This window comes from Parabacteroides gordonii MS-1 = DSM 23371, from assembly GCF_000969825.1.
Taxonomy (GTDB): Bacteria; Bacteroidota; Bacteroidia; order Bacteroidales; family Tannerellaceae; genus Parabacteroides; species Parabacteroides gordonii.
This window is the reverse complement of sequence record NZ_KQ033919.1, coordinates 2,527,658-2,554,000: the sequence shown is the minus strand read 5'-3', so window position 1 is coordinate 2,554,000 and position 26,343 is coordinate 2,527,658. Positions and strand designations below refer to the sequence as shown.

22 protein-coding genes are annotated in these 26,343 nt (G+C 43.4%); 3 read left to right on the top strand and 19 right to left on the bottom strand.

What is annotated here, in order from left to right; genetic code table 11:
* Positions 1–20: 20 nt before the first annotated feature.
* The 17 genes from HMPREF1536_RS09785 to HMPREF1536_RS09705 form a co-directional block, all read right to left on the bottom strand.
* Positions 21–1,853: a beta-ketoacyl synthase N-terminal-like domain-containing protein gene (locus tag HMPREF1536_RS09785; RefSeq protein ID WP_028730197.1), complete on the bottom strand. Its 1,833-nt coding sequence runs from the start codon at positions 1,851–1,853 to the stop codon at positions 21–23.
* The gene (locus HMPREF1536_RS09780) at positions 1,838–2,281 is read right to left on the bottom strand and encodes an acyl-CoA thioesterase (protein WP_028730196.1); all 444 of its coding nucleotides are present in this window, start codon (positions 2,279–2,281) and stop codon (positions 1,838–1,840) included. The genes HMPREF1536_RS09785 and HMPREF1536_RS09780 overlap by 16 nt, the downstream gene beginning before the upstream one ends.
* Positions 2,278–2,727 carry a hotdog family protein gene (locus tag HMPREF1536_RS09775; protein ID WP_044193585.1) on the bottom strand — a complete coding sequence of 150 codons (450 nt, stop codon included), beginning with the start codon at positions 2,725–2,727 and terminating at the stop codon, positions 2,278–2,280. Before HMPREF1536_RS09775 ends, HMPREF1536_RS09780 begins: the two co-directional genes overlap by 4 nt.
* Before the next feature lie 2 nt (positions 2,728–2,729).
* Positions 2,730–3,815 carry a FlxJ family methyltransferase gene (locus tag HMPREF1536_RS09770; RefSeq protein ID WP_028730194.1) on the bottom strand — a complete coding sequence of 362 codons (1,086 nt, stop codon included), beginning with the start codon at positions 3,813–3,815 and terminating at the stop codon, positions 2,730–2,732.
* A gap of 20 nt (positions 3,816–3,835) precedes the next feature.
* Positions 3,836–4,735 carry a lysophospholipid acyltransferase family protein gene (locus HMPREF1536_RS09765; protein WP_028730193.1) on the bottom strand — a complete coding sequence of 300 codons (900 nt, stop codon included), beginning with the start codon at positions 4,733–4,735 and terminating at the stop codon, positions 3,836–3,838.
* Positions 4,728–4,973, bottom strand: a complete 246-nt coding sequence (locus HMPREF1536_RS09760; RefSeq protein WP_028730192.1) for an acyl carrier protein — start codon at positions 4,971–4,973, stop codon at positions 4,728–4,730. Before HMPREF1536_RS09760 ends, HMPREF1536_RS09765 begins: the two co-directional genes overlap by 8 nt.
* A gap of 14 nt (positions 4,974–4,987) precedes the next feature.
* Positions 4,988–6,211 (bottom strand): beta-ketoacyl-[acyl-carrier-protein] synthase family protein, encoded by a 1,224-nt coding sequence (locus HMPREF1536_RS09755; RefSeq protein WP_028730191.1) that lies wholly within the window; start codon positions 6,209–6,211, stop codon positions 4,988–4,990.
* 12 nt (positions 6,212–6,223) lie between these two features.
* The gene (gene fabG / locus HMPREF1536_RS09750; RefSeq protein ID WP_028730190.1) at positions 6,224–6,952 is read right to left on the bottom strand and encodes a flexirubin biosynthesis SDR family reductase FlxB; all 729 of its coding nucleotides are present in this window, start codon (positions 6,950–6,952) and stop codon (positions 6,224–6,226) included.
* Positions 6,949–8,499 (bottom strand): flexirubin biosynthesis tyrosine ammonia-lyase FlxA, encoded by a 1,551-nt coding sequence (locus HMPREF1536_RS09745; protein ID WP_028730189.1) that lies wholly within the window; start codon positions 8,497–8,499, stop codon positions 6,949–6,951. The genes fabG and HMPREF1536_RS09745 overlap by 4 nt, the downstream gene beginning before the upstream one ends.
* 141 nt (positions 8,500–8,640) lie before the next feature.
* Positions 8,641–10,158 (bottom strand): hypothetical protein, encoded by a 1,518-nt coding sequence (locus HMPREF1536_RS09740; RefSeq protein ID WP_028730188.1) that lies wholly within the window; start codon positions 10,156–10,158, stop codon positions 8,641–8,643.
* A gap of 13 nt (positions 10,159–10,171) precedes the next feature.
* Entirely contained in the window at positions 10,172–11,209 is a 1,038-nt protein-coding gene (locus tag HMPREF1536_RS09735; RefSeq protein WP_044193583.1) for a hypothetical protein, read from the bottom strand.
* A gap of 12 nt (positions 11,210–11,221) precedes the next feature.
* Positions 11,222–12,295, bottom strand: a complete 1,074-nt coding sequence (locus HMPREF1536_RS09730) for a FimB/Mfa2 family fimbrial subunit (protein WP_028730187.1) — start codon at positions 12,293–12,295, stop codon at positions 11,222–11,224.
* A 42-nt stretch (positions 12,296–12,337) separates the two neighbouring features.
* The gene (locus tag HMPREF1536_RS09725) at positions 12,338–13,138 is read right to left on the bottom strand and encodes a FimB/Mfa2 family fimbrial subunit (RefSeq protein WP_052349942.1); all 801 of its coding nucleotides are present in this window, start codon (positions 13,136–13,138) and stop codon (positions 12,338–12,340) included.
* Positions 13,139–13,593: 455 nt separating this feature from the next.
* A complete protein-coding gene (locus HMPREF1536_RS09720) occupies positions 13,594–14,001 on the bottom strand; it encodes a DUF3244 domain-containing protein (protein ID WP_028730185.1) in 408 nt (135 codons plus the stop codon).
* Positions 14,002–14,154: 153 nt separating this feature from the next.
* On the bottom strand, positions 14,155–16,011 hold the full coding sequence (locus tag HMPREF1536_RS09715) for a tetratricopeptide repeat protein (RefSeq protein ID WP_028730184.1): 1,857 nt from the start codon (positions 16,009–16,011) through the stop codon (positions 14,155–14,157).
* 28 nt (positions 16,012–16,039) lie between these two features.
* Positions 16,040–17,308: an ATP-binding protein gene (locus HMPREF1536_RS09710; protein ID WP_028730183.1), complete on the bottom strand. Its 1,269-nt coding sequence runs from the start codon at positions 17,306–17,308 to the stop codon at positions 16,040–16,042.
* Positions 17,309–17,407: 99 nt separating this feature from the next.
* The gene (locus tag HMPREF1536_RS09705) at positions 17,408–18,616 is read right to left on the bottom strand and encodes an ATP-binding protein (RefSeq protein WP_028730182.1); all 1,209 of its coding nucleotides are present in this window, start codon (positions 18,614–18,616) and stop codon (positions 17,408–17,410) included.
* A 226-nt stretch (positions 18,617–18,842) separates the two neighbouring features.
* Here HMPREF1536_RS09705 and HMPREF1536_RS09700 point away from each other — a divergent pair, with 226 nt between their 5' ends.
* Positions 18,843–20,051, top strand: a complete 1,209-nt coding sequence (locus tag HMPREF1536_RS09700; RefSeq protein ID WP_028730181.1) for an ATP-binding protein — start codon at positions 18,843–18,845, stop codon at positions 20,049–20,051.
* Positions 20,052–20,378: 327 nt separating this feature from the next.
* Here HMPREF1536_RS09700 and HMPREF1536_RS09695 read toward each other — a convergent pair whose 3' ends face one another.
* Positions 20,379–21,530: an iron-containing alcohol dehydrogenase gene (locus tag HMPREF1536_RS09695; protein WP_028730180.1), complete on the bottom strand. Its 1,152-nt coding sequence runs from the start codon at positions 21,528–21,530 to the stop codon at positions 20,379–20,381.
* 96 nt (positions 21,531–21,626) lie between these two features.
* The gene (locus tag HMPREF1536_RS09690) at positions 21,627–22,526 is read right to left on the bottom strand and encodes an AraC family transcriptional regulator (RefSeq protein WP_028730179.1); all 900 of its coding nucleotides are present in this window, start codon (positions 22,524–22,526) and stop codon (positions 21,627–21,629) included.
* A gap of 348 nt (positions 22,527–22,874) precedes the next feature.
* Between HMPREF1536_RS09690 and HMPREF1536_RS09685 the strand changes: the two genes are divergently transcribed.
* Together HMPREF1536_RS09685 and HMPREF1536_RS09680 are read left to right on the top strand one after the other, a co-directional pair.
* Positions 22,875–23,465, top strand: coding sequence for an HU family DNA-binding protein (locus HMPREF1536_RS09685; protein WP_028730178.1), 591 nt, complete (start codon positions 22,875–22,877; stop codon positions 23,463–23,465).
* Positions 23,466–23,490: 25 nt separating this feature from the next.
* Entirely contained in the window at positions 23,491–26,304 is a 2,814-nt protein-coding gene (locus HMPREF1536_RS09680; RefSeq protein ID WP_044193579.1) for a M16 family metallopeptidase, read from the top strand.
* The last annotated feature ends 39 nt before the right edge of the window (positions 26,305–26,343 follow it).

The following is a 26,343-nucleotide window of genomic DNA, read 5'->3' as shown; positions in this document are numbered from 1 at the left end:
TGTTCTTTAATTATTTGCTATTATTGTTTGTTCCAGCAGTCGAAACGGGCTTCATACCGGTCCCCCAGCAACTCGCACCAACCGGTCAGGCAGGCACGCAGTTTCTGTTTCCGCATCACCAGCGCGGCGTAGTCGCAGATGAAAGATTCCGGATAACGGTTATTGATAAAGAAGGTGTTCTCGCCCTGTATCTTATAGCGGATACAGAGTTCGCCCAGCACCACATTCGGCAAGGTATAGACAAACACAGCCGGGCTTGCTTCCCGATCGCCCATCGTATCGATAATATGTTGATGTTTCAGATCCGTATCCATCGAGGAAGAAGCATTTGCGCATATGATTCCGACTTCGCCGGGTTCATATCCCGTTTCCCCCCCGTTCCGGGCAAAAAGACAGGCTGCCGCGATATATCCAAGCTTACACAGATCGTCCATCTTATAAAACTTCCGGTCATCCAACGCTAAAGACTTATAAGCAGCACGGATAAAGGTAGCAAACGCCCCCGCCGGTTCCGTTTCCAGAAGCACCTCTCCATCCAGCACGATCTTCCCCCGCTCTATTACCACCGTGCGCCGGGAGTATCCTTTCCCCTCTCGAGAGGGGGCAGGGGGTGTGTCAATGCTCTTCCCTTCCAACGACAGCACAACCGCCGCATTACACCCGCCAAAACCTGACGCCGTTTTCACGCAATGCGCCATCGCCACCTTTTTATGCGCCGCACTTACCGATAACGGGTAAGGAACCCCACAGGCTTCAAACCCGAATGTCCCGAACACCTCACCGCTACGAAGCTCCTCCATACAGGCAATCACTTCGATAATGCCGGAAGCGCCGAGCGTATGCCCCCAGTAAGATTTCATACTGTTGAGCGGCAGATGATCGAGCCCCGCCCAATGCAGGGCTTTCGATTCCATTTCATCGTTATATAAGGTTGCCGTCCCATGTGCATTGACAAAAGAAATGGCTTCCTGTTGCAGGCCTGCCTCATCCATCGCCTGGCTGATCGCATAATACAGGCCATCGCCGGTTCGTGAAGGCCCCGAAATATGGTTAGCATCGTTGGTGATGGAACCGCCTGCTATACTAACCGGCTGTTCCTCCCCGACCAATCCCCGGTCGGAAGTCACCAGCACAGATCCGCAGGCTTCCCCCAATGACAAGCCGTCACGTGCCTTATCATAGGGTTTACAGATCTCCGGACTGACCGATTTGAAAGATTGAAAGCCGGTGACAACAAAGCGGGTCAGCAGATCCCCTCCGGCCACCAGTATATGTTTATATTTCCCGGCTTCTATCAACCGGGAAGCTACTATCAACGCAGACACACCGGAGATACAGGCATTGGAGATAACTACAGGTTCATTTACGCAACCGAAATGGCCGGCAACACGCATCGCCATTTCATAAAGTTGGGAAGAAGCTCTTCCCTTACCTGGGAAGTCAGTCTTCCCTGCACTAGTAAGGGTGTCTTCCCTGCTCTGGGAAGCCTGTGTTACCAATACTGGTAAGTCCCTCTTACCAAATAGAAGGTCTATATTTCCTTTTGTAGTAGAAATAATCATCCCGCAGCCCGGATCGGCAGGATCGATGCCACTCTGCCTAATTGTATCCGACAAGGACAAGATAAAGAGTTGCTCCATCCGGGTGTAGCCGTCCAGCTCCTGTGCCAGTACCTTTAGCCGGGTATTGTCTATCCGTGCCGCCATAAAAGGCGTATCGAAAAGGGCAGTATCTTCCACCCGGGCAATACCCGAACGGTATTCACGGATGCGGGAGAAATTTTCTTCCGTGCCGAAGCCCAGCGAACTGATGATCGAGCCGGCGGTTATATAGCTGTTTATCCGATATTCCATTTCTCTCTCCACGCTTGATAAAAGTCCGGATTATTCAATTCCAGCTCCCCCGTGCGGCTATCCACGAAAACCTGCGTACTGGAACCGGTAGCCATCACCGCCCCGTCGCTTTCGCGAAAGATTATATATTCGAAAAGGATCTTAGCCGCTTCCGTCCGGATATACCGTGTCTCGACAATAGCCGACTCACCGTATTTCAGCGATTGCTTATACTGGATGTTCAGTTCGACGATCGGAACTACATAGCCGGCATCCCGTATCTCCGTATAGCCGATACCGTACTGGCGACCGAAAGCTTCCCGCCCGTCTTCCATATAGCGGACATATTCGCCATGCCAAACGACTTCCATCGAATCTACCTCGCTGAACCTGACCCGCAAAGTCGTGCGGTTGGTCAATGCCGCTTCCTGTATTTTCATCCGTCTCATGCGTCTTTCTTTAGAAATATCTTAAGCTGACCTTCGGCTACCGTAGTGCCATTCACCTGTACGGTGGCCGAGATAAGCGTTATATCAAAAATCTCCTGCTCTACCCGGATCGTGGTATGCAATTCGTCCCCCACCTGCGGCAAAGCATAGAAGTTCATTTTATTCACCGAGCCGATAAAACCGACCGGGATCTTTTCGCCCGCACACCGATAGAGATAGCCCACCCTTACGGCAGCCGATTGGGCGATATGTTCCGTTATGCCGCATTCATCCAGTTGGCCGTCCTGGCAAAACAGGTTCGAGTCCTCTACCTTCAATCCGGTATAAGACCCGTTGTCGTCCATCCCGAAGAAACGGTCAACCATCACGATCGGCGCACGCTGCGGGATCAAGTCCAGAAGGGCATCACCGGACAATAATGGGGTATCGAACGAGATTGCTACCATATCTATTTCAGTTTACATTGCATAATACTATGTCCCAGCCCCAGGCCGTCATGTATCTGTTCGATCGCCAGTCCGGCCTTTTCTACCAGGCGGGCCATATCAGCGGAATAATACATTTTGCTGTTACCGTTGGCCATTGCCGTAAAATAAAGGCTGGTCTGCGCCAGGCAATAAGAAGCGGTCTCGAAACGCTGACGATCCCAGAAAGTCTCCATGATATACAGGCGGCTGCCTGCTTCCATCGACCGGGCTGCACGTGACAGGATGCTCAGTACCTGCTCCTCCGAGAAACAATCGAGGAACTGGCTCATCCAGATGGCATCGAATGGCTGAGGGAAACTTGTTCCGTCGTCCAACAAATCCGCTGCATGGCCATGAATACGGTCGGCCCCTTCCAGCTCCCGGGTCTGTTCACGCATCATCTCCAACTGCTGGGGCAGATCCATAATAGTCACTTCCACCTCCGGCGAATAAGCCACGCATTGCGTCGCCCAACGCCCGGTATTGCCGCCTACATCCAGTAACGTACGCACCGGATTGGCAAAAACAATCTCCAGAGCTTGCTTAAAGGAGTTGTCGGAATAGAAATGGTCGAAACCGAACCAGCTCTCCTGCACCTTTTCCGGCAGGCTGGACAAGCCTTCGTAAATGGTCGGCCAGTTACCGAAAACCTTCAGGCCTTCGGGCTTGCCATTCAGCAAAGCCTCTTCCAACCGGAACAGTCCCAGATAGTTCACATCGTGGTTGAAATCCATATTGACCCGGGCCATTTCATCGTTCAGCAGGAACCATCCGGCTTTTCCCAGATGGAAATGCCCGTCTTTCAACAGGATCGTACCGATCGTCAACGACGATTCCAACAACACCTGTACGGCATAATGGGAAAGGCCTGTCTTTTCCGCAATCTCATCCATCGTCAGGCCGCCCTGTGCTTCGCGGAGCATTCCGAAGATCCCGAATTTAACCATCAGGCGCGACACCTGGAAGACTACCGGGCCAAAAGCGATCTCCTGTGCCAGACGTTGCGCCTGTACAGCCGAAAAACGATCCTTTGCGTATATTTCTTTTTGAGGAGATGATAATTCCATGTTCTCTCTTATTCTATCTGTTATTTCCAGAAGTCATAGTAATTAAACCATTGTTCCGGAGATTGTTTCACTACCGATTCCAACGCCGAGACATACTGTTTCAGCAATCCCTGTCCGGGAACCACCCCTTTGACGCGCTTCTCCGGTTGCGCCAGTACAAAGTTAAACTTATAGTGCATTCCTTTCTCACGCACAGCGAAATAAAATACGACAGGTACCCCCAGGCGGGATGCCAGCAGAAAAGGGCCGGCAGGAAAAGAGGCCTCCGCACCGAGGATAGTTTCCTTAAAAGTCTGCGTGCCCTCCACATAACGGTCTCCCTGAAAACAAACATATTCCCCGTTGGCCAGGACATCCCTGATCCGGAATATATGTGTCAGATTATCTTCATTTACAGGGATAACCTTGTAGTTCTTTCCGTTCGTATTCTTCTCCAGTAACTCTTTTATCTTCTGATATTCGGCATCGAACATCACAATATTCATCTTCTTCCCGTAATCGTCGAAGAAAGGGGCGCCGATCTCCCAGTTGCCTACATGGGCACCGATCATCACCACTCCCTCGTTCCCGTTCAATACCTCCAGAAAATCGGAATATTGCGTACCGAAGTCAAAAGTATATTGTTCGGCCATCCCGGCACCGACCGCCACTTTATCGATCAGGGTTTGTCCCAACCGGTAATAATTCTTCAACAGGAAACAGGCGGAACGGAAACGGCTGTAACCCAGCCTTTGCCGCGCATATCTCCAGACCGCACAGGTCGCCTTCGGGGCAAACGGTACAAAATAGACCACGACCAGACAAAGAAATGCATACGCTGCCTTTACCCCCAGCCCTTTTATCAAGAGAATGAAGAAGAGGTAACCGAAAGAACCTCCGCGCGTTTTACCTTTCCAGCCTGTATCGTTACTATCACCCATTCACACGTGAGTCAATAAAGTCGTAGAAGTCCTGGAACGTTTTAATCCCGATAAAGTCCTGCGCTTTCAGGGTAAAGCCGAAGTTGTGCTCTACCAGTACGACCATATCCACCAGGTCGAGGCTATCGAGTTCGAGTGTCTGCATCAACGGGGCATCGGGCTGTATCAGTTCTATATCTATTTCGAACTCCTCCGATAGTTTCTCGTTGATCTTTTGAATTAATTCTGTGCTTGCCATTTGTTTATTGTCTGTTAAGATTTGAATTTCCTGATTATTAATGTAGAGTTGGTTCCTCCGAAGCCAAACGAGTTGGACAGGAACGTATCGAACTCCAGTTGTTTCGTTTCCGCCGGAATGTTCAACAAGGCAGAAGCCTCGTCGGGTTCCGTAAAGTTTAGATTGGGAGCGATAAACCCGTTCTGCATCATCAGCATGGAATAGATCACTTCGCTTGCCCCGGCCATCCACATCTCATGTCCGGTCATTGATTTGGTAGAGGTGACATACGGAGACGTTTCTCCGAAGACGGCAGCAATCGCCTTCGCCTCATTCAGGTCGCCCAGCGGAGTGGATGTTGCATGTGCATTTACATATTGTATATCGCAGGCAGCCAGTCCTGAGTCTTTCAATGCCATTTCGAGTGAGCGCTGTGGCCCGTCTACGTTCGGGACGGAAATATGTTCGCCGTTGGAAGAAAAGCCATAGCCTACCACTTCCGCCAGGATATTCGCCCCCCGCCGTTTGGCCGACTCGTAACTTTCAATGATAACGGTCGCCCCTCCCCCACTGGGAACCAGTCCGTCACGGTGTTTGTCAAACGGGCGCGATGCCTTTCCGGGCTCGTCCTCCCTGACAGAGAAAGCCGCCAGCCCATCGAAACTGCCGACCGAATACATATTCACTTCCTGCGCCCCGCCGCATACGATACAATCCTGCATACCCGAACGGATCAGGAAATATCCCATCCCAATGGCATGAGAACCGCTGGCACACGCACCGGAGATCGTAAAGTTGACACCCCGCAGCTTGAAAATAACCGACAGGTTCATCGTCACCGTCGAGTTCATGCTCTGAAAGATAGAGCCGGAACCGACCAGCGCCGTATTTCTTTTCTCACGGATGATATCCACCGCATTGATCACAGGAGCCGTACTGCTGTCGTTTCCGTAAAGGATACCGACTTCGTGGTTCAGCAGATACTCTTCGTCTATCCCCGCCTGTGCAAAAGCTTCGGCCGTTGCCAGATAAGCATATTCGCCCTGTTCGGGAAGACCGATACGCTGACGGCGATCCAGTACGCCTTTCAGGTTCGGTTTATCCAATAGTCCCGTTAATGCCGAGCGGTATCCGAATTCTTTACGAACCGGATCGATACCGATACCCGATTTCCCTTTATATAATGAAGTCTTTACCTCCTCCAGGTTCTTTCCGATGCAGGAGTAAATACCCATTCCTGTAATAACAACTCTATTCATATATCTTTATTATCAGGTATATAATCCTCCGTTTATTGAAATCACTTCGCCGGTAATATACGAGGCGGCAGGCGAAACAAGGAAAGCCACCAGGGCGGCCACCTCTTCCGGTTCGCCGAAGCGGCCTGCAGGCACCAGTTTTTTCAGCTCCGCTTCATCCAGATCGCCGGTCATATCCGTACGGATAAAACCGGGAGCAACAGCATTTACCGTGACCTTCTTCTTGGCTACTTCCTGCGCCAGCGCTTTGGTTGCCGCAATAATACCGCCTTTAGCCGCCGAATAATTGGTCTGTCCCGGCATCCCCTTTATCCCTGACAAGGAAACGATATTGACAATCCGTCCAAAACGTTTTACCAGCATGTCTTTCAATAAAGGCTGCGTAACGTTAAAGAAACCCGACAGGCTGATATCGAGCACACGGTGCCACTCCTCTCCGGTCATCCAGAGCAGGAGGTTATCTTTGCGAATGCCTGCGTTATTGATCAGCACTTCGATATAGGCATCCGGATGGGCTTCCGTCCATCCGTTAAGGGCAGCAGTCACTGCTGCGGCATCCGTTACGTCAAATTTCAGCAGTTCGCCGTCCGATCCTTTTTCGCGGACAAGTTGCAGGGCATGTTCTGCCTCCGTATCGTTACTCTGGTAGTTTATCAATAGGGCATATCCCATTTCCGCCAGCCTGACACTGACGGCACGCCCTATGCCGCGGCTTCCGCCTGTTACTAATGCGTATTTCATGCAATCGGTTCTAAATTCTTGTTCTTCAACCACTCGATCATTGTTTCGATCTCCTTGTATTTGGGAGTATCTTCGGTAAACACCGGGAAGAAAGAACGTATTTCGTTATAAATATCCTTTGTACGGGGAGACAACCGATCCTGTATCTTCAGGTAATCCACTGCCTGCACGATTGCCATAAAATGGATCGCCATCACCTGAAAACCGTTCTCTATAACTGTTTTAGCCAGCAGGGCGGAATTTGTCCCCATACTGACAATATCCTGGTTATCGTTATTATTCGGAATGCTGTGCACATACATCGGATTCGACAAGGTCTGACTCTCTGCCGTTGTGGAAGTTGCCGTAAACTGGGAAGCCTGCAATCCGTAGTTCAAGCCCAATACCCCCAGATTGACAAACGGCGGCAGAATACCGTTGATACGGTCATGGAACAGATAATTCAGCTGGCGCTCGGTCAGCATGGTTAATTTGGTTACGGCGATCTTCAGTTTGTCCATCTCAAAAGAGATATAATCGCCGTGGAAGTTACCCCCATGATATACATTTTCCGTTTCCGGGTCGACGATCGGGTTATCACAGGCAGAGTTCAGCTCGTCGATCAGTACCTTTTCCGCATTGACCATCTCGTCGAATACGGGGCCCAGTATCTGGGGAACACAACGCAGCGAATAATAAGGCTGTACCTTATGTTCAAATATCTTTTCCGTATGGCGACAGTATAATTCATTCTCACGTTTACGGACAGAAGAACTTCCCGCCACCCATTCACGCATGGCACGGGCAATCGTCTGCTGCCCTTCATGCCGTTTAACGCCGTTCAGGGCAGGCGACATGAAGTCGTCATACGAAGATGCGATCTCGTTCATCATCACGGAAGCTATTACCGACCAGGTAAGCAGCTGTTTGGCATAGATCAGGTTGACCATACCGATACCGGTCATGACCGATGTCCCGTTCGTTACGGACAGGCCTTCACGTATCTTCATAGTAAAAGGTTTCAGTCCGGTTTCCTTCATGACCTCTGCCGTATCGCGGCGTTCACCTTTATAGAAAACCTCGCCTTCACCGATCAGGGCCAACGCCATATGTGCCAGCTGCACAAGATCCCCACTGGCTCCCACACTGCCGTGTTCGGGAATATAAGGGCAAATATCCCGGTTGATAAACTCAACCAGCAATTCGACCAGTTCTACATGTACACCCGAATACCCCTGTAAAAAGGTCATCAGTCGTGCAATCATCGCCGCCTTGACATACAAAGGAGACAGCGGAGCACCCGCCCCGGTCGAATGACTGCGTATAATATTGTATTGTAACTGTTTCAGGGAATCATCCTCTATGCGGTACTGGGCCATCGGGCCAAAACCTGTATTAATCCCATAAATGATCTTATCCGCTGAAAAATCTTTCAAAAAAGTATAGCTATGATCCACCTTTGCCAAAGCCTCTGTGGATAATGTAAGTATTCTCTGTTGAAACAACAAAGCCCGTACTTCATTCAGGGTTAAGTTAGCATTGGGGTTGTATAATACATCCTTCACCATATATTCCTTTATATTCTCGTGCAAAAGTAGCTTTTTTGCTCAAGTATACAAAGCTAAGTAACACTTTAACTTAAAGTTATAAGCCTCCTCATTCCCCACAAGCTCTTTTCCCGGAAAATATGAAAGTCAAAGATGGATAAATCAATAAGATGTCACCGCACTCCAGCTACCCGACAATTGCAGGTTATTCACACCCAGCAAGGGTAGATTAACAGGGATGGAAACTGTAATATTCTTTATAGGAGTCAGAACTGTACTCAATATAGCACTCAGCAAAGGTATTCCTCCCAGTATACCATCGATATTCGCAATATTCCCAAGTTTTACACTCAGCGTAAGCGAATGGTTTCCATCGGTTTGCTGGGTATATGATTTAAGCCCTAAGTCGACAAAGGAATAATCGGCTTTATAACGCATATTCGTCGCCACGTTAGCCGTTACCGGATCTGTAATATCGATAAAAGCACCATTCAGCAAAAGAGGCCCGTCGATCGTATTCTCAATCAGAAAACCGGATATAAGCCCGTCACGTATGGCACTGATACGGCGAACATCGAAACTACCATGAAAACCACGGATAAGGATATCTTTTTCACTGTAAACATTTCCTCCGGTAAAATTAAACCTGAACCTGTTCACTCCGGTATAATAGTCTGTCACATTATTGTTCAGATCAACCGACTTCGGGAAATTATTAATACTGACAATGGCCGTACGAGCCGAATCGCCCACCCAGGGATTCAACAAAACACCGATTCCGCTAAGCGCTCCCTGCTGATTAGCATTTCCGGTCAGCGCCAATCCGATCTGATTTACTAATTGTTGCAGCAAAATATTATAAAGAGCATCTGTTACAGGAATCAGCAAAGCATCGGCTACAGCATTTACAACATTATCAGCAAGAGGGACAAGAGGAGTAACAGTAATTTGTTTTAATAAATACCGCAATGAGCCAGGAGTCGTTATCGATCCTCCTACCGTAGTTTGTATATAATTCTTATACTGTATCTGTGTCACAATATTGTTAACTAGTTGGTTAAGCGCTGTCTGTGCATCCACAAAATTACGGTGTACCTTAAACATTCCGATGATCCGTTGTAACACAATATTCGGATTCGGCGCAGCAGGCGAAAAACTCACCTTCGCTTCATAATATTCCGACGTATCGGAAAAAGGGCCGTTGGGCAATACGATACGTGCATCCGACATCTGCCCTTTATAGTTCAGTAACACATCTGCCACTCCCTGTCCACCGCCCGTAACAGGGTAAGGGAACAAATTCTTATCCGTGTTTCCCAGGAAAACAGCCGTATAGACTCCCCTTGGCAAAGTATCTCTTATGGCAGATAATGGCCAGGTCGTTGTCTCGGAAGTCAGAGGCAACACCTCTTTTTCCTTTACAAACGTCCCTGATTCATTATAAACAAGGTAACGAAGATGACGAACCCGCCCATCCAGGCCACTCACAGGAGTCCGGGTCATACCGCTTTCCGGTGAGAATGTTACTACAAAATATCCCTCCGGGACAACACCGGAGCCTCCGTCATCAGGAGTCTCTGCCGGCTTTTCCGTTTCAACGGGCGCCAATTCTTCCTTCTCACAGGCAGCAAAAAGCAAGAGCGGAAGCAAACCAACCCAAACAAGAATAAATGTCTTCATCTTCGTTACTCTTTTAATAGTTTTGAATACCATCCCAGGCATTATCATCCAGATTAATATTATTGGATAAGGTAAAACCCAAGTTGATTTTATTGTAATCACCATCAATCCGTACCCAATGGTTCGGTGAGAATATGATTCGATTGCCGGAGACAACATTGGCAACATCAGCAATCTTCACCGTGTACTGCTCCGTAATACCCGCATAAATAACATCCAGATATAAAAGCGTTTTACGTGCATCCAAAGTAGGCAACATAAACATGTTGAATGTGACTTTACCGGATGCGGGAGCTAATAACCCCAACGTCCTTACCCCGGTGTCACCGACAACCTGCCATTGCACAGGAGTACCATCAGCGGCCTTCACTGCCGTAACCAGCTGTTCGGCTCTCAAACGAATAGAGCTCACATAGGCGGGAATATTGGTAATATTCAGCGTTAAACCACTGGAAATCCTGTTTAACGTCCCTTTTATATTATTTACCAGCTCGGGTTTAAATAATCCTCCAACCGAAACAGTTCCATTATATCCATTACCCATACAGGAAAACAGTTCGGGAACATCCGTTGCATTGATCAACTTCAAATTCACATCGGCCAGGGTCGACGGCCGACCGGATATTCCCAGGTCGAAACGTCTGCCGGAAGCGGCCGGATTAGCGAAGTCATAATCATTCCGGTTATAACCGATCACCATTAACTGGTATGTCGAGCCGGCAGTCATCCGGAGCATAGCCGTATTCAAAGGGAATGCATTTAGATCGATCTGTTTGACGGCTGTATAATCCGGTACAAAATTGGCCGGATCATTCGCCAGGGATTCATTCGTCTTTTTAAACGGCAGGATCAATACCCGATTCACGGAAGGGGTAGCATCTCCCAACGCACGGGTGAGATTGCTCCCTTCTTCCATGATCGACAAAGGAACAGAAACCGTTCCGACTTCCTGATCGAGAGGAATATCATCCGTAGAACACCCTCCCAGCCATAAGGAAGCCAGGAGAGCGGCCCAAAAATAAACATCTGTTGTCCGACGCATAATATTCATACGACATTCAGTTTAAGGAGTCTGTAGAACCAAATCGTGAATAGCCACCCAGTTAGGAGAGATAGTGATGGTGATTGTTTGGTCAGTCAGCAAATCGATCGGATTATCGTTATCATTCGGATCATCCGGATCTCCAACAGTACTGCCTGCAGTCACTTTCCTACCTAACGTATAGAAATGGTTGGCCAGAATATCGAAGCTCGTACCTGTTCCGGGAGAAGAAACCGCCCATGTCCTGAGAGCTGTTCCACTCGCATCATACAAGCCCAAAGTCATTGTAATAGCACTAACAGGAACCATATATTTACCGCTAAGCTGTGAATTCGCAACTTTGACAACACCAGACCCAACCGTATTTCCGGTATAAACATCATTCGCTGTACCTTGTGTAGAAAGGTCGATATCGATAATATTGTACGGACTGGTTCCCGCTGTCGATCCGGCACCTGTAGAAAGGTTCGTCACTTTATTGGTGGCCGATACTGAAAGCCGCAGGTACTTAACAGCAGTTCCGTCTACCGTTGTCGGTACATTCTTAAAATATCCCAGAACACCGGCTATCTGACGAGTCATCTGGATACTGACACGGCTACCCTGGGCGATGATCGTATAAGGGGTAGAACCGGCAAAGATCTCCGTTTCGTTACCTGTCGTAGCAATAGTAGCCACCATATCTTCAAACTTAGTCGTGGAAGCAGTAGGTGATGTTATTGCAAACTGATTATCCGCTCCGACTCCAACCGCCAGGAACTTATAATCTCCCATAGCCAGTTTGTTCTCTTCCGGAACGGAAAAACGTTTGAAAGTCGTACCGTCCGTCCAGCCTGCAATATTGTACGATTTTTCAAAAAGATAATCCGAGCCACTCTTTTTAAAAGCATACACATCCACCTGGGTTACATGCTGGGTGGCTTCCTGGCTATAAACCGGAGCACGTGTCACCGAGCCACTCTCTATTTCATTCACTGCTGACAGTTCAAAAGTAACTGAACCGTTTTCACTCTCTACAGGATCTACGTTGTCTTCATTTGAACATGAGGCAAACATCAGTAAAGAAATTACTGATAAAAAAACAACACTTTTCATAAGCCGAAATTATTAAAGTAAATAACTAGAAAAAAGAATATATTATTTGGTGTTTAAGATATCCAAATGATGGATCATAGTCCACTCACCATCGACATACGTCCATATCTCCAATACGTCGGTGATCTTATTATAGTTAACCTCCACAGCAGTTACCTGATTTCGATTCATTATAAGAGGTATTTCCGGAACAACAAGTTCTTTAGATGCATTCCCGGAAGTACCGGAAAAGAAACGAAGGTGTAACTTCGAACTTCCCCCCGCCACAGAAGGTGCCAGCACAGTCTCAATAAGAGGTTTAACAGGCCCCGTTTTGTGAACAGTCGTATTCCCCGTATACTTCAAATAAGGATCTACCGTATCATATAATGAAGTAACTTTTTCTTCTACCTGCGTTATCTCAGACGGGAAATTCGAACAAAGCAGAAGCAAATCACCTTTAGCTCTCTCCAGCATTAACAGGTCGGAAAAAGGCTCGGAAGTAAAAGTGATATTTTTATTGGCAACATAAGTATCTGTCAACTCATTACCATTATTATGTAAAATACCGGTTGCCATATCCGATTGTATATTCCCCCACACAGTAAGATTATAATCACCCTGAGGCAAATTATTGAACTGAATTGTATAGAACTGGTCACTATCACTTAATGCATTATCTGACTTTTCTTCAACAATTTGTCCGGTTTTTATATCACGTAACTGATAATGCACCGTACTAATAAATGCACGATAAGGCAAGTTTTCATCTTTCTTTACCAGCTGGAAAACACTCTCTATATTTGAATAATTCTTATCCTTTACATATACTTTTACAGTATGTGTTATTACACAATCATCCATATCTTCTTTTATGCAAGATGATAATAAAAAAAGTATACCAATGGCATGAAGAAAATACACAATTCTTCCCATAATAAAACAAATTTATCTTGTGATTAACTTAACACCTAAAATACCGACCAGAGTCATTTTAGTACAAGGAAAGGACAGAGGAAGTATATTTCTTTCGATTTGCATATAGAACAGAAGCTGTAAAAGTTTTGTTTAAAAAGTAAATCCTCTTTTTGGTTAAAAATCAATCGTATAAAAGTTAAAGTAATAAACATTCAAATATACCCAAAAATGATTTATAAAAAGCCATTAAAATGCAAGGTAAATCAGATAAAAAGGATCAATGGAAATAAAAAAATAGAGCCTATATATGAAATATAAACTCTATTCACCTGATTTTACCACTAACTAAATAGTTAGTCAGTTTCACACACTCTCAAAACACTTTGCAAACATCTTATTACCTATAGACTATTACTTCCTTCTTTTTCAAATATTCCATATAGGTGATCTCCCCATTGGTTTGTCAAATCCAGAACATACGTATCTGCATCTAAACCACCTAAATCAATCATAGTATATTCTGCTTCTGAAGCCGAAACTCTCGCTTCATAAAGAACAATGCCATCTTTCGATATTCGTACAACAATATCGGAACGCTGGCTGGAACTTTGAATAGATAAGATATCCCCATTAATAACAGCAGAAATAGGAACAACTCCGGAAGCAGAACGATGCCCTTCTGTCCACCAACCGCCAAATGTAACTGCGGACATTGTCTTTGCAGACAAATCCTGTACTATTAATCCACTGAAAATAAGTACAAAAAATACACATACAATCCATGTAAACATTTTTTTACCCTTTACCATGATTTTAATTATTTGAGATGATTAATACATAACAAAGATATGTGTTTTGCAACAAACAAGGATAGAATCAATGTGGACATCCACAAATTATAAAATACTATTAATAAAGCAATTACCATCTATTATATCCATAAAATACGGACAAATCATTTTTCAATATTCCCAAAGAAAAGCGTCGACTGAAGTTTCCCTATCCAGGGGAGTAACCAAATGTTGGCTGATACGTTCTTTTAAACGCTGTTTCCGTTTAGTTACGGAAGAAGAGGAAATTCCTGTTAATGTCGCTATAATGGGGTTGCTCAGATGCAATTTAATCAGACAACAAATCCGGAGATCACTATCCGTTAATGTGGGGAAATCTTTCTGCAGACGATAAGTTAAATCCTCATAGACCATATTTACTAAATCGAAGATTTCAGTCCATTTATCATCTGTTATATAACGAGGAGATACTGCCAGGTTATTTAATACTTCCATTCGTTTTACCAATTCGTTACAAAGGAACTTTTCACGGTCATGCAAAACTGTATTTTGAACTGCCAAACATTCATAAGTCTCTATCTCAATTCCTTTTTCCTGTAACTTATAAATGTAGTTTTCTATATTCTCCTGTAAAAGCTTATTTTGACCAAGTAGTGATTCATTCTTTTGGCGAATACATTCAATTTCAAAAATTCTATCCTGCAAAGACTCCTGCAGTTCCGTATTTTCTTCTATTTGCAAAGATAATGATTTGATCAAACCTTCATTCTTTCTGATAACAGATTCATTTTCACGCAAATGAACTAAATGAGACTGCAACTGCTTTTTCGTTTTCTGAATATCACGCTCTTTACGCAATAATTTACGTTGGTAGACAAATATCAATGAACCGATTAGTATAAGCAATAAGATCAGAATGGACAAAGCACTTTTTATAAAATGACTTTTTTGAATCAACAATTGATTATTTTCGTTTAAAAGCTTTTGCCGGTCATATTTTGCCTGTATTTCAGCCACTTTCATACTACGATTAATATTCTCTACCGAATCCATATACATTCGATATAAATCATTATGCGCTATCGCTTCTTTATATTTTCCGAAATCCCGATACAAATAGTATAATTCCTGGCTTGCATTTTTTTTAACATATACATTCGTCGTATTCAACGCACTTTCTAAATAGTAATACGCCGAATCAAACTGCCCCATCAAGCGATATGTCTCTCCTATACCTAAACGTATCTGTGAAAAATCAAGGGAACCAGATCTTTCATCTATACCTAATGATTTTACCTGATAATACAAAGACGAATCCAGCTCCCCCATTCTGGTATATGCCATTGCTATTTCTGCACAAGCCGAAGTTAAAGCTCTTTGACTTCGACATTTTTCGGCAATATCTATAGCTTCCTTATAATAGCCCACAGCTTTATCCATATCGCCACAAATTATAGAAGCACGCCCTAAATATGAAAAAGAGTATGATATAGTTGCACTGTCTCCCAATAACAGGGAGTAATCATGAGCAAGCTTATAGGCCTCAGTTGTTTGAGTACATAAGTCCCTATGAAGATACAATGTTCCCAGATGGGAATTTATCAAACAGAGCAAATTATAATCCGTTGTATTCTTTGCTACATCCCGTGCACGTAAATAGAATGTTGCAGCTTCCTCTGCCCTATTCATATCGTAGTTCACACGTCCTTCATAATACAAGGCTGTTGCCTTTCTGAGCGGATCATCCTGTTTTTCAAAATATTCGAGAGCTCTATTTATTAAAGAATCCGACGTATGTTTCAGGTAATTTTTATCTCGAGCCTGTGTAATAAGCAAACACCAGGTAGCATACTGTAATTCATTTTCTGGAGACGGTATCTTCATTGAATCAAGAATAGCCAGAGCACTGTCCGGATGGCTCAACATTAAAGATTCGGCATGTACTAACTCAGGCGGCAATACTTCAGAGTGTTTATTACACATCACAAAAGTTAACAGACAGAGTATAAAGTAAAAAGCGCTTTTCATTCGTTTATCGTGTGTCATTATAAGTTAATCAGATAATTTCCGTCAGCTTCCAAGCCTGAATATGCTGTATCCCTTTATTGGAAGGAAAAGAGAAATCATCAAGAGACACAACATACTTTTCATAGTTATCCTGAATCGCTTCCAAAGAAGCATATTCGCGACGGACAGTTTGTTCGTCCGAAAGCAGATACGTACTTTGCAAATAAATAATACGATCACCTTTACTGGCCACAAAATCGACCTCTTTATCCCGCATCGCGCCCACATACACATTATATCCGGAACGTCGCAATTGTAAATAAATAAGATTTTCCAGTTTATAACCAATTCCGTAGGCAAAACCAGAATAAAGATAATTCTTAAAAGCAAGATCGTTAATATAATACTTACAATTACCCGATACAGTATCTTTCCCTTTTATATCATAGCGTTCAGCCTTATGAATCAAAAAAGTATTCTCAATATAACTTATATAGTTAGATATTGTATCATAAGTAGTTTTCCTTTTATTGCTTTTAAAGAAGTTCAGAATATTAGTGATCGAAACCAGGTTGGAGGCATTATTTATAAGATAAATAAAAATATCTTCCAGCAACTTCGGATCTTTTATACTGTTTCGTTGAATAATATCCCTTAATAAGACAGTATCTTTTATTGCCGCGATATAATTACGCTTGGTTTCATTATTGGGTAAAATAAATAACTCCGGCAAAGCCCCGCTTTCCATATATTCAATATAGCTTTGTCTGCTCTCACTTTTACCAGTTATGCCTGCATATTCTTGAAAGCTAAATGGAAATATTTCAAAATTCACATATCGCCCGGACAGAAGGGTAGCCAATTCTCCCGATAACATTTTCGAGTTCGAACCACTGATAAAGATTTCATAACTATCTATAAAGTTCTGAGAATAAGAGTTTACAAAATGCTCCCAGCCAGATATATTTTGTATTTCATCTATGAACAACCAAACTTTCCCATCAGGATTCAAAGCTTCTTTATACTGTTTCAACAAAGTTTCCAAATCATGATAATCTTGTACACAGTCAAAATCAGTAAATTCTTTATTGATATAAAATATATTCCGAGGATTTATTCCACTTTGAATTAACCGGTAAGCAATTTGCCGAAGCAGATAGCTTTTCCCTACACGACGCTGTCCTACAAGAACTTTGATCAGCTTATTTCCTGTGTAATCAAAAATCTTATCTGTATAACCAACCCGTATAAAACCTAATTCAGGAACATTCCCATTCCAAAAATTGTATTGACTCAGTAATGCAAAATTTTCTTCCATACTCGAAAATATTTCTTCAAATGTAAGAATATTCTTCCATACTCGAAAATATCACAGTGTCAAAATCATGTTTCCGGTCTTATTTCTGATTTGTCTACTTTACAAAAGCTCCTTTTTCAGGAAATCCGAAAGATGAAGATGCATAATCCCTTCCACATCGCTTCCTCTGTTGAACTCATCCAGACTAACTACATATTTCGGATAATTATCCTGGATAGCCATCAGGTTCCCAAATTCACGTTCCCGGGTTTTTTCATCCGGAATCAGATAAGTCACCTGTATATACACTTTCTTCCCCTGCTTTAAGGCAACAAAATCAATCTCTTGATTATCTTTCTGACCGACATATATTTCATATTGAAGAAAAGAAAGATGTAGATAAACAGCATTCTCCAACAATTTATGAATATCTCGTTGCAGGTTAAAGCCCAAACGGCAATTACGCAACCCCAGATCTTCAAAGAAATATTTATCCCCTATTTCAAATTTCTTCAATCCGTTTACATCTACCCGCCCTACTTTATTGATCAAATAAGCATTACCTAATGCTTTCAAATAATTTATCACCTGTGTTGTTGAAATATCTACCCGTTGAGATTTAAGATATTTACTGATATTATTGGCCGAGAACAAATTGCCGACATTATCTGCTGCATAAAGAGCCAGCGTTTCCAGGAAATCAACATTACGGATACCCTCGCGCTTGACTACATCCTTCAATAAAATGGTAGCATAGACATTTCGAAGATATTCGAACGCCAGTTCATCCGTCAATGCCAACTTTGAAAGATAGGGCATCCCTCCGTAAGTAAGATACAGGAGCAAGCTCTGATTATTATCCGGTAATTGGTGGAAAACAAGAAATTCCGTATAACTCAGGCTATGTATATGAAATTCTATATAACGTCCGGAAAGGAAGGTTGAAAGCTCACCTGACAACATCCGGGCATTACTACCCGTACAAAATATATCACAACTTTCTTTCGCCTGCAAACTGCGTAGCACATGTTCAAACCCTTCAATATCTTGTATTTCATCAATAAAAAGATAATTGTCACCCCCTTCTATTATTTTATCTTTCAGGTAAGCAAACAAATCATCTTCATTATGGATCATACGAAACTCCTCATGTTCCATATTGATATATATGATGTTGGCATCCACATTTTCCTTACGAATATCTTCCATCAACTGCATCATGATGTAGCTTTTACCCACTCGGCGTTGACCGGTGAGCACTTTTATAATGCCTTTACCAATAAAAGGTTTTATTCGTTTGCTATAAACAGGCCGCTCTATTATCTTCATAATTTTATAAGTTATACTTGATAAACGAAGCAAATATAGCATTTTTATCAATCATAACTTATAAACAACAGAAAATATAACTATATATAAGTTATGTTTGATAACCCAACAATGATACAGCAGTATCGTCGTACTTTCTTTCATTCAAAATGAAAGATATCATTCATTATTATCGAAAGATATTTTATCTTTGTAGCAAAAGGTTATTCCTGTTAAGATTACGGCTATGATAAGACAAGAAGAAATAAGCCTGGTGATAGACTCACAGCGGGAAGTGTTTTTGAAACAAGATTCTGGCTTTAGCCGCGATGCCTTGTCCCAGATACCAATAGTGAATTCATTCGCGACCATCATAACCGGGATACGTCGTTGCGGGAAAAGTACATTATTGCTACAATTACTTCGCCGGGATTATCAGAATGCCATATATCTTAATTTTGACGATATACGTCTTTCCGGTTTTGAAACAGCCGACTTTACCCGTCTGCACAAAGAAATTGAACGTAGAGAAATACGGGTATTATTCTTCGATGAAGTGCAGGTCATAGAAAACTGGGAAAAGTTTATTAACCAATTATTACGTGAAGGTTATAAAGTTTTTATTACCGGTTCTAATGCCTCTATGCTTAGTGTAGAGCTAGGCACACACCTTACAGGCAGATATTTATCAATGGAACTGTTTCCGTTTTCCTACTCCGAGTTTATTCGTTTCAAAAAATTGAACAATGACGAAAATGCAGTGATCGATTATCTGAAGACAGGAGGAATTCCCGAGTATGTGAAAAGTAGCGTTTCATACGTACTGAATGCTTTAGTGGATGATATATTAATGCGTGATATAGCAATCAGACATTCTGTTCGGGATGTTAATTCACTGCGTCAACTCACTGCATACCTGATAACCAATATTGGAAATCTTGTTTCCGCAAATAAGTTGGCAGGAATGTTCGATATAAAATCGCCGGCAACCTTTCTGGAATACTTTTCATTCCTGAAAGACGCTTATCTACTGGATTTCATCCCCATGTTCAGCCATTCACTGAAGATACAGGCACGTAACCCCAAAAAAGTGTATGTGACAGATATGGGGCTCTACACTGAAAACGCCCTATCAACCAGTGACAATATGGGCAGGCGCCTGGAAAACCTCGTTTTCTTACATCTGCGCAGAAAATACAAACATATTTTCTATTATAAAGACCGTGGCGAGTGCGATTTTATCGCAATTGAGAAAAGCACTGTAAAAGAAGCCATACAAGTCTGTTTGACTATCACCAATGAAAACTTCGACCGTGAATATAACGGCTTATTGGAAGCCATACAAAATCTCGGCATAAAACAAGGTACTATTGTAACCCTTAACCAGAGTGACACATTTGAAAAAGACGGCATAATCATCAAAATGATGCCTGCCGCCTCTTTATTGTATGTTTAATGATGTCCGAATGACTTAACATAAAAGATTCGGCATGTACTAATTCAAGCGACAACACTTCAAAGCGTTTATTACACATCACAAAAGTTAACAGACAGGATATAAGGTAAAAAGCGCTTTTCATTCATTTATCGTGTGTTATTCAAAGTGGAAAATTAGTAATTTTTCCACTAATTCAGGTACTATTATATAGAATAAATCATAGGAATAGACCCGATTCTTTAACACTTGTACTTACAACATCTCTTTTTTCAATCTAAGAAAGGGAAAAAGATGGAATTATGCCCACTTCTTTCCCTTGTATTTTGCTCCTTGTTGACTAACTGATTAAAAATTTACTCTTACACCTTCGTAAACAGCCATAAAAAGACGTTCCATTTCTTCCAGTTTCAACTTACGTGGATTGAATCCTGTACACGGATCAGACATTGCATGTTCAGCCATACGCTTTACTTCCTGATCCCAAGTCTCTTGCTCAATACCACAAGCCTTTACCGACGGTGCAACATTTACTTCTGTGCGCAACACCTCTATTGCTGTAGCAAACTCCTCACTAGTGCTTTTTCCCAACAAACGTGCAAGGTCTGCGTAACGTCCGGTTACAGCAGCATTATAACGAATTACACTCGGCAGAACAATCGCATTGGCACAACCGTGAGGAATACCAAAAGTTCCACCAATCTGATGAGCCATCGAATGAGCAATACCCAACCACGCATTAGTAAAGGCATATCCTCCAAGACAAGAAGCATCGTGCATATTCTGTCTTACAGTTTCGTTTTGAGGATCAGCTATTGCTTGTTTGAGATTATTAAAGATAAGTTCAATACCACCTTTGGCAAATGCATCAGCATAATTATCGTCAATATTAGAAACGTAGGCTTCCACGCAGTGAGTCAGCGCATCAAGTCCTGTATTTGCAGTAACATCAGCAGGCATCGATTTACATAATACTCCATCGACGATTGATATATCTGGAAGCAACTCATACGAAACTAACGGGTATTTCACATTGTTCGTACGATCAGTAATAACTGCCAATGCTGTAATTTCCGTACCTGTTCCGCTGGTTGAAGGGATAGCAATAAAGCGTGCCTTGTTACGCAACGGTGGAATACCACCAATTTGAGTCATTGTTTCAAACGTCAGTTCAGGATGTTCATACAAAGCCCACATAGCTTTTGCTGCATCAATTGCCGAACAACCACCTAATCCGATCACCCAATCGGGTTGAAACTCCATAAAAAGGGTTGCGCCCCGTCGGGCTGTTTCAATGGACGGGTCTGCCTCTACGCCACTAAATACGGTATGTTGCAATCCGGCTTCATCTAAAAGAGCCGCAACCTTCTGTAAACTTCCGTTTTTAACCACCGAACTACCGCCAATTACAATGACAGCCTTTTTACCTTTAATGTTTTTAAGTTCACCAAGTGAACCTACTCCGTGATAAAGCTCCGGAGTTCCAAATAATTTAGCCATACTATTTTATCTTTAGAATTATGCCGCAAAGTTACCGCTGTTCTTTGTAGCCGGATTTATAAAATAGGGCTGATGATTTATAAAATAGGGAAACAACTACAACTTTCCTGCAGACAATCGCAAAACATGTTCTTTCAACTCCGATGGTGTCATTGAGAATTTAGTGGCAATATATTTATTCAAAGCTGACTGTGAGGAAAAGCCAAACCTGAATGCCATTTCTTTCAACGTGATGTCTTCATACAAGAAACATTTCTTAATTTCCAACGATAAACGTTCATGAATTAATACGGATGGGGATATTCCACTATAAAGCAGGCATAAAGCTGTCAGTTTTTTGGCAGACACCCCTAATCGAGTGGTATAAAAATTCAATTTACGCTCCGTGGCATAATACTCGTCTATCAAGGATCGAAAATGAATGTAATGTTGAATATCCTTATCCGCACCTGAAGGTGAATGATAGGTTGGGGCTTGGTCTATTAATTTTAGAAGAAGTATCTTCATCATGAACTTAATCTGCATTTTTCGAATCAGATTAAGTTCTGCATACAATTCACGAATATTTTGTTCGATGGTGAGTAAACTTAAAAACTCTTTTTCTTTACCATTAAAAGAGATTGAGTTTAGCCTTTTGTGAATATCCAAATTATATTCTTTCAATTCATTGGCAAGTATCTCCGAACAAAACACTGTCTTGTCAAATAAAACAACCTTACCTTCTGCATCCGCAGAAAACTTACATTTGTGTATTTGCTGAGGGAAAACGACAGCTGCAGCAGGTGACTCAATGGAATGTGTAACAAAATCGATTGTATGAATAGCCGAACCTTTTGTCAGCAATACTATTTGATAATAATCATGCCGATGCAACTCTTCGGGGTGAACATACATTGCGTCAGGAAAGCTATCCACCCCGAAATTCATACATTTTCCCCCACTTAAAAGATCTGTAAGTTGTATGGTCTGCAATTTTTGTCTAACAATATCTATCATTGTTTTTTACTTGTTATACTTATAGTTACACAATACAAAGGTATTGAAAAAACTGAAAGTCAAGGACAGAAAGTTATATTTTCATTCTTCTTCCCTTACGGATAATTATTTCGTATATATTCCAAAAAGATCCCGATCTCCTGAACAATTCACCCCGTTGTTTTGTATATTTGTAGCCAACTTATTCAGTGGCCGATAATTGTCGACCAACTGGCCGATAGTTATGAGCCAGTTGGCTGATAAATGTGAGCAGGCTGGCCGACAATTATCAGCCAGCAATTACCCGGCGAAAAAAAGAGATTACTCCTAAGAATAATTACAAACAGATCGTAACCCAAATAAACAGATATGGGAATAAAATTCAAGATACACGACACTCCACAGCCCAACGGCAGGAAAGGAAAGGCTCTAAGCCATGCCCGGGCTTTATCACGCGGGACTGTGAAAATGGATGATCTTTGCGAAATTATCTGCCAACGCGGATCGATTTCTTCCGCCGATGTCAAAGCCGTACTCGACTCGTTTGTATGGGCAATCGGACATTCATTAAAATATGGAGACAACGTAGAACTGGAAGACTTGGGACATTTCTCTCCTTCCCTACGTACCCATCCACTACCGGACGGAAAAATGCGGGTGACAGTAGACAATGTAAATTTCCGCTGTTCTAAAAAGTTGAAAGAGACATTGAAAGCAGCCAAACTGGAACAGGTCAGTCCACCCGCCAAACAGACTTTTCCCCAACGTAAAGCCAAGCTAATCAAATATCTGGAGCGAAACGAACATATCACAACACGAGGATACTCCATTCTCAACGATTGTTCACGCTATCAGGCACAGAAGGATTTGAAACTGTTAGTAACCGATAAAGAAATATATCAATTGGGAAGTGGTACACACATTATGTTTGTGTTACCCGATGATAATGATAATAAATAAGTAACTAAATAATAAATATATAGTAATGAGACAACAACGACTCCTCTGTCTTTTCCTGCTGACCTTCTTCAGCCTTTTCCAGCTGGCAGCACAACAGCAGGAACTGCAACCACTGCCTATCGATCCGCAGGTTCGTTATGGTAAGTTACCCAACGGATTAACGTATTATATCCGTCACAACAAACTGCCGAAAGAACGGGCGGACTTCTATATCGCCCAGAATGTAGGTTCCATGCTGGAAGAAGAAAACCAGCGCGGACTGGCTCACTTCCTGGAACACATGGCCTTTAACGGATCGAAAAACTTCCCCGATAAAGGGATGGATGAATTTACCGAAAGTGTCGGTATGCGTGGCGGTGAAAACTTTAATGCTTATACCAGCTTCGATGAAACGGTGTATATGATCATGAATGCACCGGTAACCCGTGAAAGCGTAGTCGACTCCTGCCTGCTGATCCTGCACGACTGGTCGAACTTCATTACGCTGGCCGACTCTGCGATCGAAAAGGAACGCGGCGTGATCCGTGAAGAATGGCGTACACGACAGGATGCACAGGCTCGTCTCTGGGAACAACAATTGCCGAAAATGTATCCGAACAGCCGTTATGCCCATCGGATGCCGATCGGAACGATCGATGTAATCAACAATTTCAAACCGGATGAACTACGCGATTATTATCATAAATGGTACCGTCCGGATCTGCAGGCTATCATTATTGTAGGAGATATTAATGTCGACCGGGTAGAAGCGGCCGTTAAAAAGATATTTGCTGATATTCCGGCTCCGGTAAACCCGGCTCCGCGTAAAATGTTCGAAGTAGCCGACAACGATATGCCGCTGATCTCCATTGCAACGGATAAGGAAGCATCAAACACCATCTTATCCATCTTCTACAAACATGAGAAGATGCCGCAGGATATGTACGGAACGATTGCCGGCGTGGTAAAAGATTATATCCAGAGCGTAGCCGCCACAATGATGAACGAACGTTTCAACGAAATGGTACAGAAAGCCAATCCCCCGTTCGTTGCAGCCCAGGCTTCAGACGGCGATTATATGATCTCGAAGACGAAAGGTGCCTGGTCGGTTGCCGCACTGGTGAAGGAAAACGAAGTGGACTCAGCGATGAATGCATTGGTGACAGAGACGGAGCGTGTAAAACGTTTCGGTTTCACACCTTCGGAATACGACCGTGCCCGTATCAATGTGCTGAAACAGTACGAGTCTATTTATAACGACCGCGATAAACAACGCAACAGTGCCTTCACCAATGAATATGTGCGCCATTTCACAGAAGGCGGATATATCCCGGGGATCGAAACCGAATATGCACTGATCGGGCAGATCGCCCAGGCGGTTCCGGTGGAACAGGTCAACAAATATATTCAGGATATGATCGACGAAAAGAATATCGTTATCAGCTTGACCGGGCCTGAAAAAGAGGGCATCACTTACCCTACGGACGAGGAGCTGCTTCGCGACTTTATGAAAGCGCAACGTATCCCTGTCGAACCCTATAAGGAAACTCTTTCCAACGAGCCGCTGATCTCTGAACTGCCTGCTCCCGGCAAGATTACGGAGAGTAAAGAAGATCCGCTGTTCGGTGCAACCGTATTGACTTTAAGCAACGGCATCAAAGTGGTATTGAAACATACCGACTTCAAAAAAGATGAAATCGTTATGACGGCAACCAGCCCGGGCGGAAGCACGCTGTTCGGCAACAAGGACATCGACAACCTGAAAATATTCAACGAAGTCATCGATTTGGGTGGCCTGGGTAACTTCTCGTCAACCGACCTGAACAAACTTCTGGCCGGAAAGAAAGTGTCCTGTTCTCCATCACTGGGAATGGATAGTGAAAATATGAACGGTTCTTCCACACCTTCCGACCTGAAAACGTTGTTCGAACTGATCTATCTCTATTTCACCGCTCCAAGAATGGACGAAGAGGCATACGCATCGTTCGAGAACCGTATGATCGCCCAGCTAAAAAACGTGGAACTGAACCCGATGGTGGCTTTCAGCGACTCGCTGACCAAGGCTATTTACAATAACAACCCGCGCGCCATGCGTATCGAGCCAGCTGATTTCAAAAACATAAGTTACCCGCGTATCATGGAAATGTATAAAGAGCGTTTCGGTGATGCTTCCGGCTTCGTCTTCACTTTCGTAGGAAATATCGATACCGATAGTATCCGTCCGCTGGTAGAACAATACCTGGCAACCTTGCCGGCCAACGGTAAAATTGAAAAAGGAAATGTAAAAGAAGTCCCGCCCATCCGCAAAGGCGAATACGTCAACCGTTTCAAACGCCAGATGGAAACCCCGAAAGCTTCCGTCGTAAACTTCTATTCCGGTCAGATAGATTACAACCTGGAAAACATCCTTACGGCAACCATGTTGAAGCAGGTGCTTGACCTTGTTTATATGGAAAAGGTACGTGAGGAAGAGGGTGGAACATACGGTGTACAAACATCTGCACGTATCTCCACTTTCCCCGAGGGACAAACCTTCCTGCAGGCTTACTTCGATACCGACCCGGATAAACGGGAACAGATGAACACAATCGTCCGCAACGAGCTGAAACGTATCTCCGATATCGGCCCGCGTCCCGAAGATTTCAAAAAGACGCAGGACAATATTCTGAAACGTCATGCAGAAAACCAACAGGAAAACAGTTACTGGCTGAATACGCTGGATAATTATTACTACAAAGGCTTCGACGGTGCAACAAAGTATGTCGAAACGCTGAATAGTATTACTCCGGCTAAAATACAGGCTTTTACCAAAAAGCTACTTGGTCAGGGAAATAGTATCGAGGTGGTGATGGAGCCGTAAATAAAGAGCAAATTGAGAAACTACAAGTAAAAAAATATT

Coding starts and splice junctions, on each gene's coding strand:
- HMPREF1536_RS09700 (WP_028730181.1), top strand. CDS start 18,843: ATGATAAGACAAGAAGAAATAAGCCTGGTGATAGACTCACAGCGGGAA.
- HMPREF1536_RS09710 (WP_028730183.1), bottom strand. CDS start 17,308: ATGGAAGAAAATTTTGCATTACTGAGTCAATACAATTTTTGGAATGGG.
- HMPREF1536_RS09755 (WP_028730191.1), bottom strand. CDS start 6,211: ATGAATAGAGTTGTTATTACAGGAATGGGTATTTACTCCTGCATCGGA.
- HMPREF1536_RS09765 (WP_028730193.1), bottom strand. CDS start 4,735: ATGGGTGATAGTAACGATACAGGCTGGAAAGGTAAAACGCGCGGAGGT.
- HMPREF1536_RS09770 (WP_028730194.1), bottom strand. CDS start 3,815: ATGGAATTATCATCTCCTCAAAAAGAAATATACGCAAAGGATCGTTTT.
- HMPREF1536_RS09695 (WP_028730180.1), bottom strand. CDS start 21,530: ATGGCTAAATTATTTGGAACTCCGGAGCTTTATCACGGAGTAGGTTCA.
- HMPREF1536_RS09740 (WP_028730188.1), bottom strand. CDS start 10,158: ATGAAGACATTTATTCTTGTTTGGGTTGGTTTGCTTCCGCTCTTGCTT.
- HMPREF1536_RS09780 (WP_028730196.1), bottom strand. CDS start 2,281: ATGAGACGGATGAAAATACAGGAAGCGGCATTGACCAACCGCACGACT.
- HMPREF1536_RS09785 (WP_028730197.1), bottom strand. CDS start 1,853: ATGGAATATCGGATAAACAGCTATATAACCGCCGGCTCGATCATCAGT.
- HMPREF1536_RS09725 (WP_052349942.1), bottom strand. CDS start 13,138: ATGGATGATTGTGTAATAACACATACTGTAAAAGTATATGTAAAGGAT.
- HMPREF1536_RS09685 (WP_028730178.1), top strand. CDS start 22,875: ATGGGAATAAAATTCAAGATACACGACACTCCACAGCCCAACGGCAGG.
- HMPREF1536_RS09735 (WP_044193583.1), bottom strand. CDS start 11,209: ATGAATATTATGCGTCGGACAACAGATGTTTATTTTTGGGCCGCTCTC.
- HMPREF1536_RS09690 (WP_028730179.1), bottom strand. CDS start 22,526: ATGATAGATATTGTTAGACAAAAATTGCAGACCATACAACTTACAGAT.
- HMPREF1536_RS09720 (WP_028730185.1), bottom strand. CDS start 14,001: ATGGTAAAGGGTAAAAAAATGTTTACATGGATTGTATGTGTATTTTTT.
- HMPREF1536_RS09745 (WP_028730189.1), bottom strand. CDS start 8,499: ATGGTGAAGGATGTATTATACAACCCCAATGCTAACTTAACCCTGAAT.
- HMPREF1536_RS09680 (WP_044193579.1), top strand. CDS start 23,491: ATGAGACAACAACGACTCCTCTGTCTTTTCCTGCTGACCTTCTTCAGC.
- HMPREF1536_RS09775 (WP_044193585.1), bottom strand. CDS start 2,727: ATGGTAGCAATCTCGTTCGATACCCCATTATTGTCCGGTGATGCCCTT.
- HMPREF1536_RS09760 (WP_028730192.1), bottom strand. CDS start 4,973: ATGGCAAGCACAGAATTAATTCAAAAGATCAACGAGAAACTATCGGAG.
- HMPREF1536_RS09705 (WP_028730182.1), bottom strand. CDS start 18,616: ATGAAGATAATAGAGCGGCCTGTTTATAGCAAACGAATAAAACCTTTT.
- fabG (WP_028730190.1), bottom strand. CDS start 6,952: ATGAAATACGCATTAGTAACAGGCGGAAGCCGCGGCATAGGGCGTGCC.
- HMPREF1536_RS09730 (WP_028730187.1), bottom strand. CDS start 12,295: ATGAAAAGTGTTGTTTTTTTATCAGTAATTTCTTTACTGATGTTTGCC.
- HMPREF1536_RS09715 (WP_028730184.1), bottom strand. CDS start 16,011: ATGAAAAGCGCTTTTTACTTTATACTCTGTCTGTTAACTTTTGTGATG.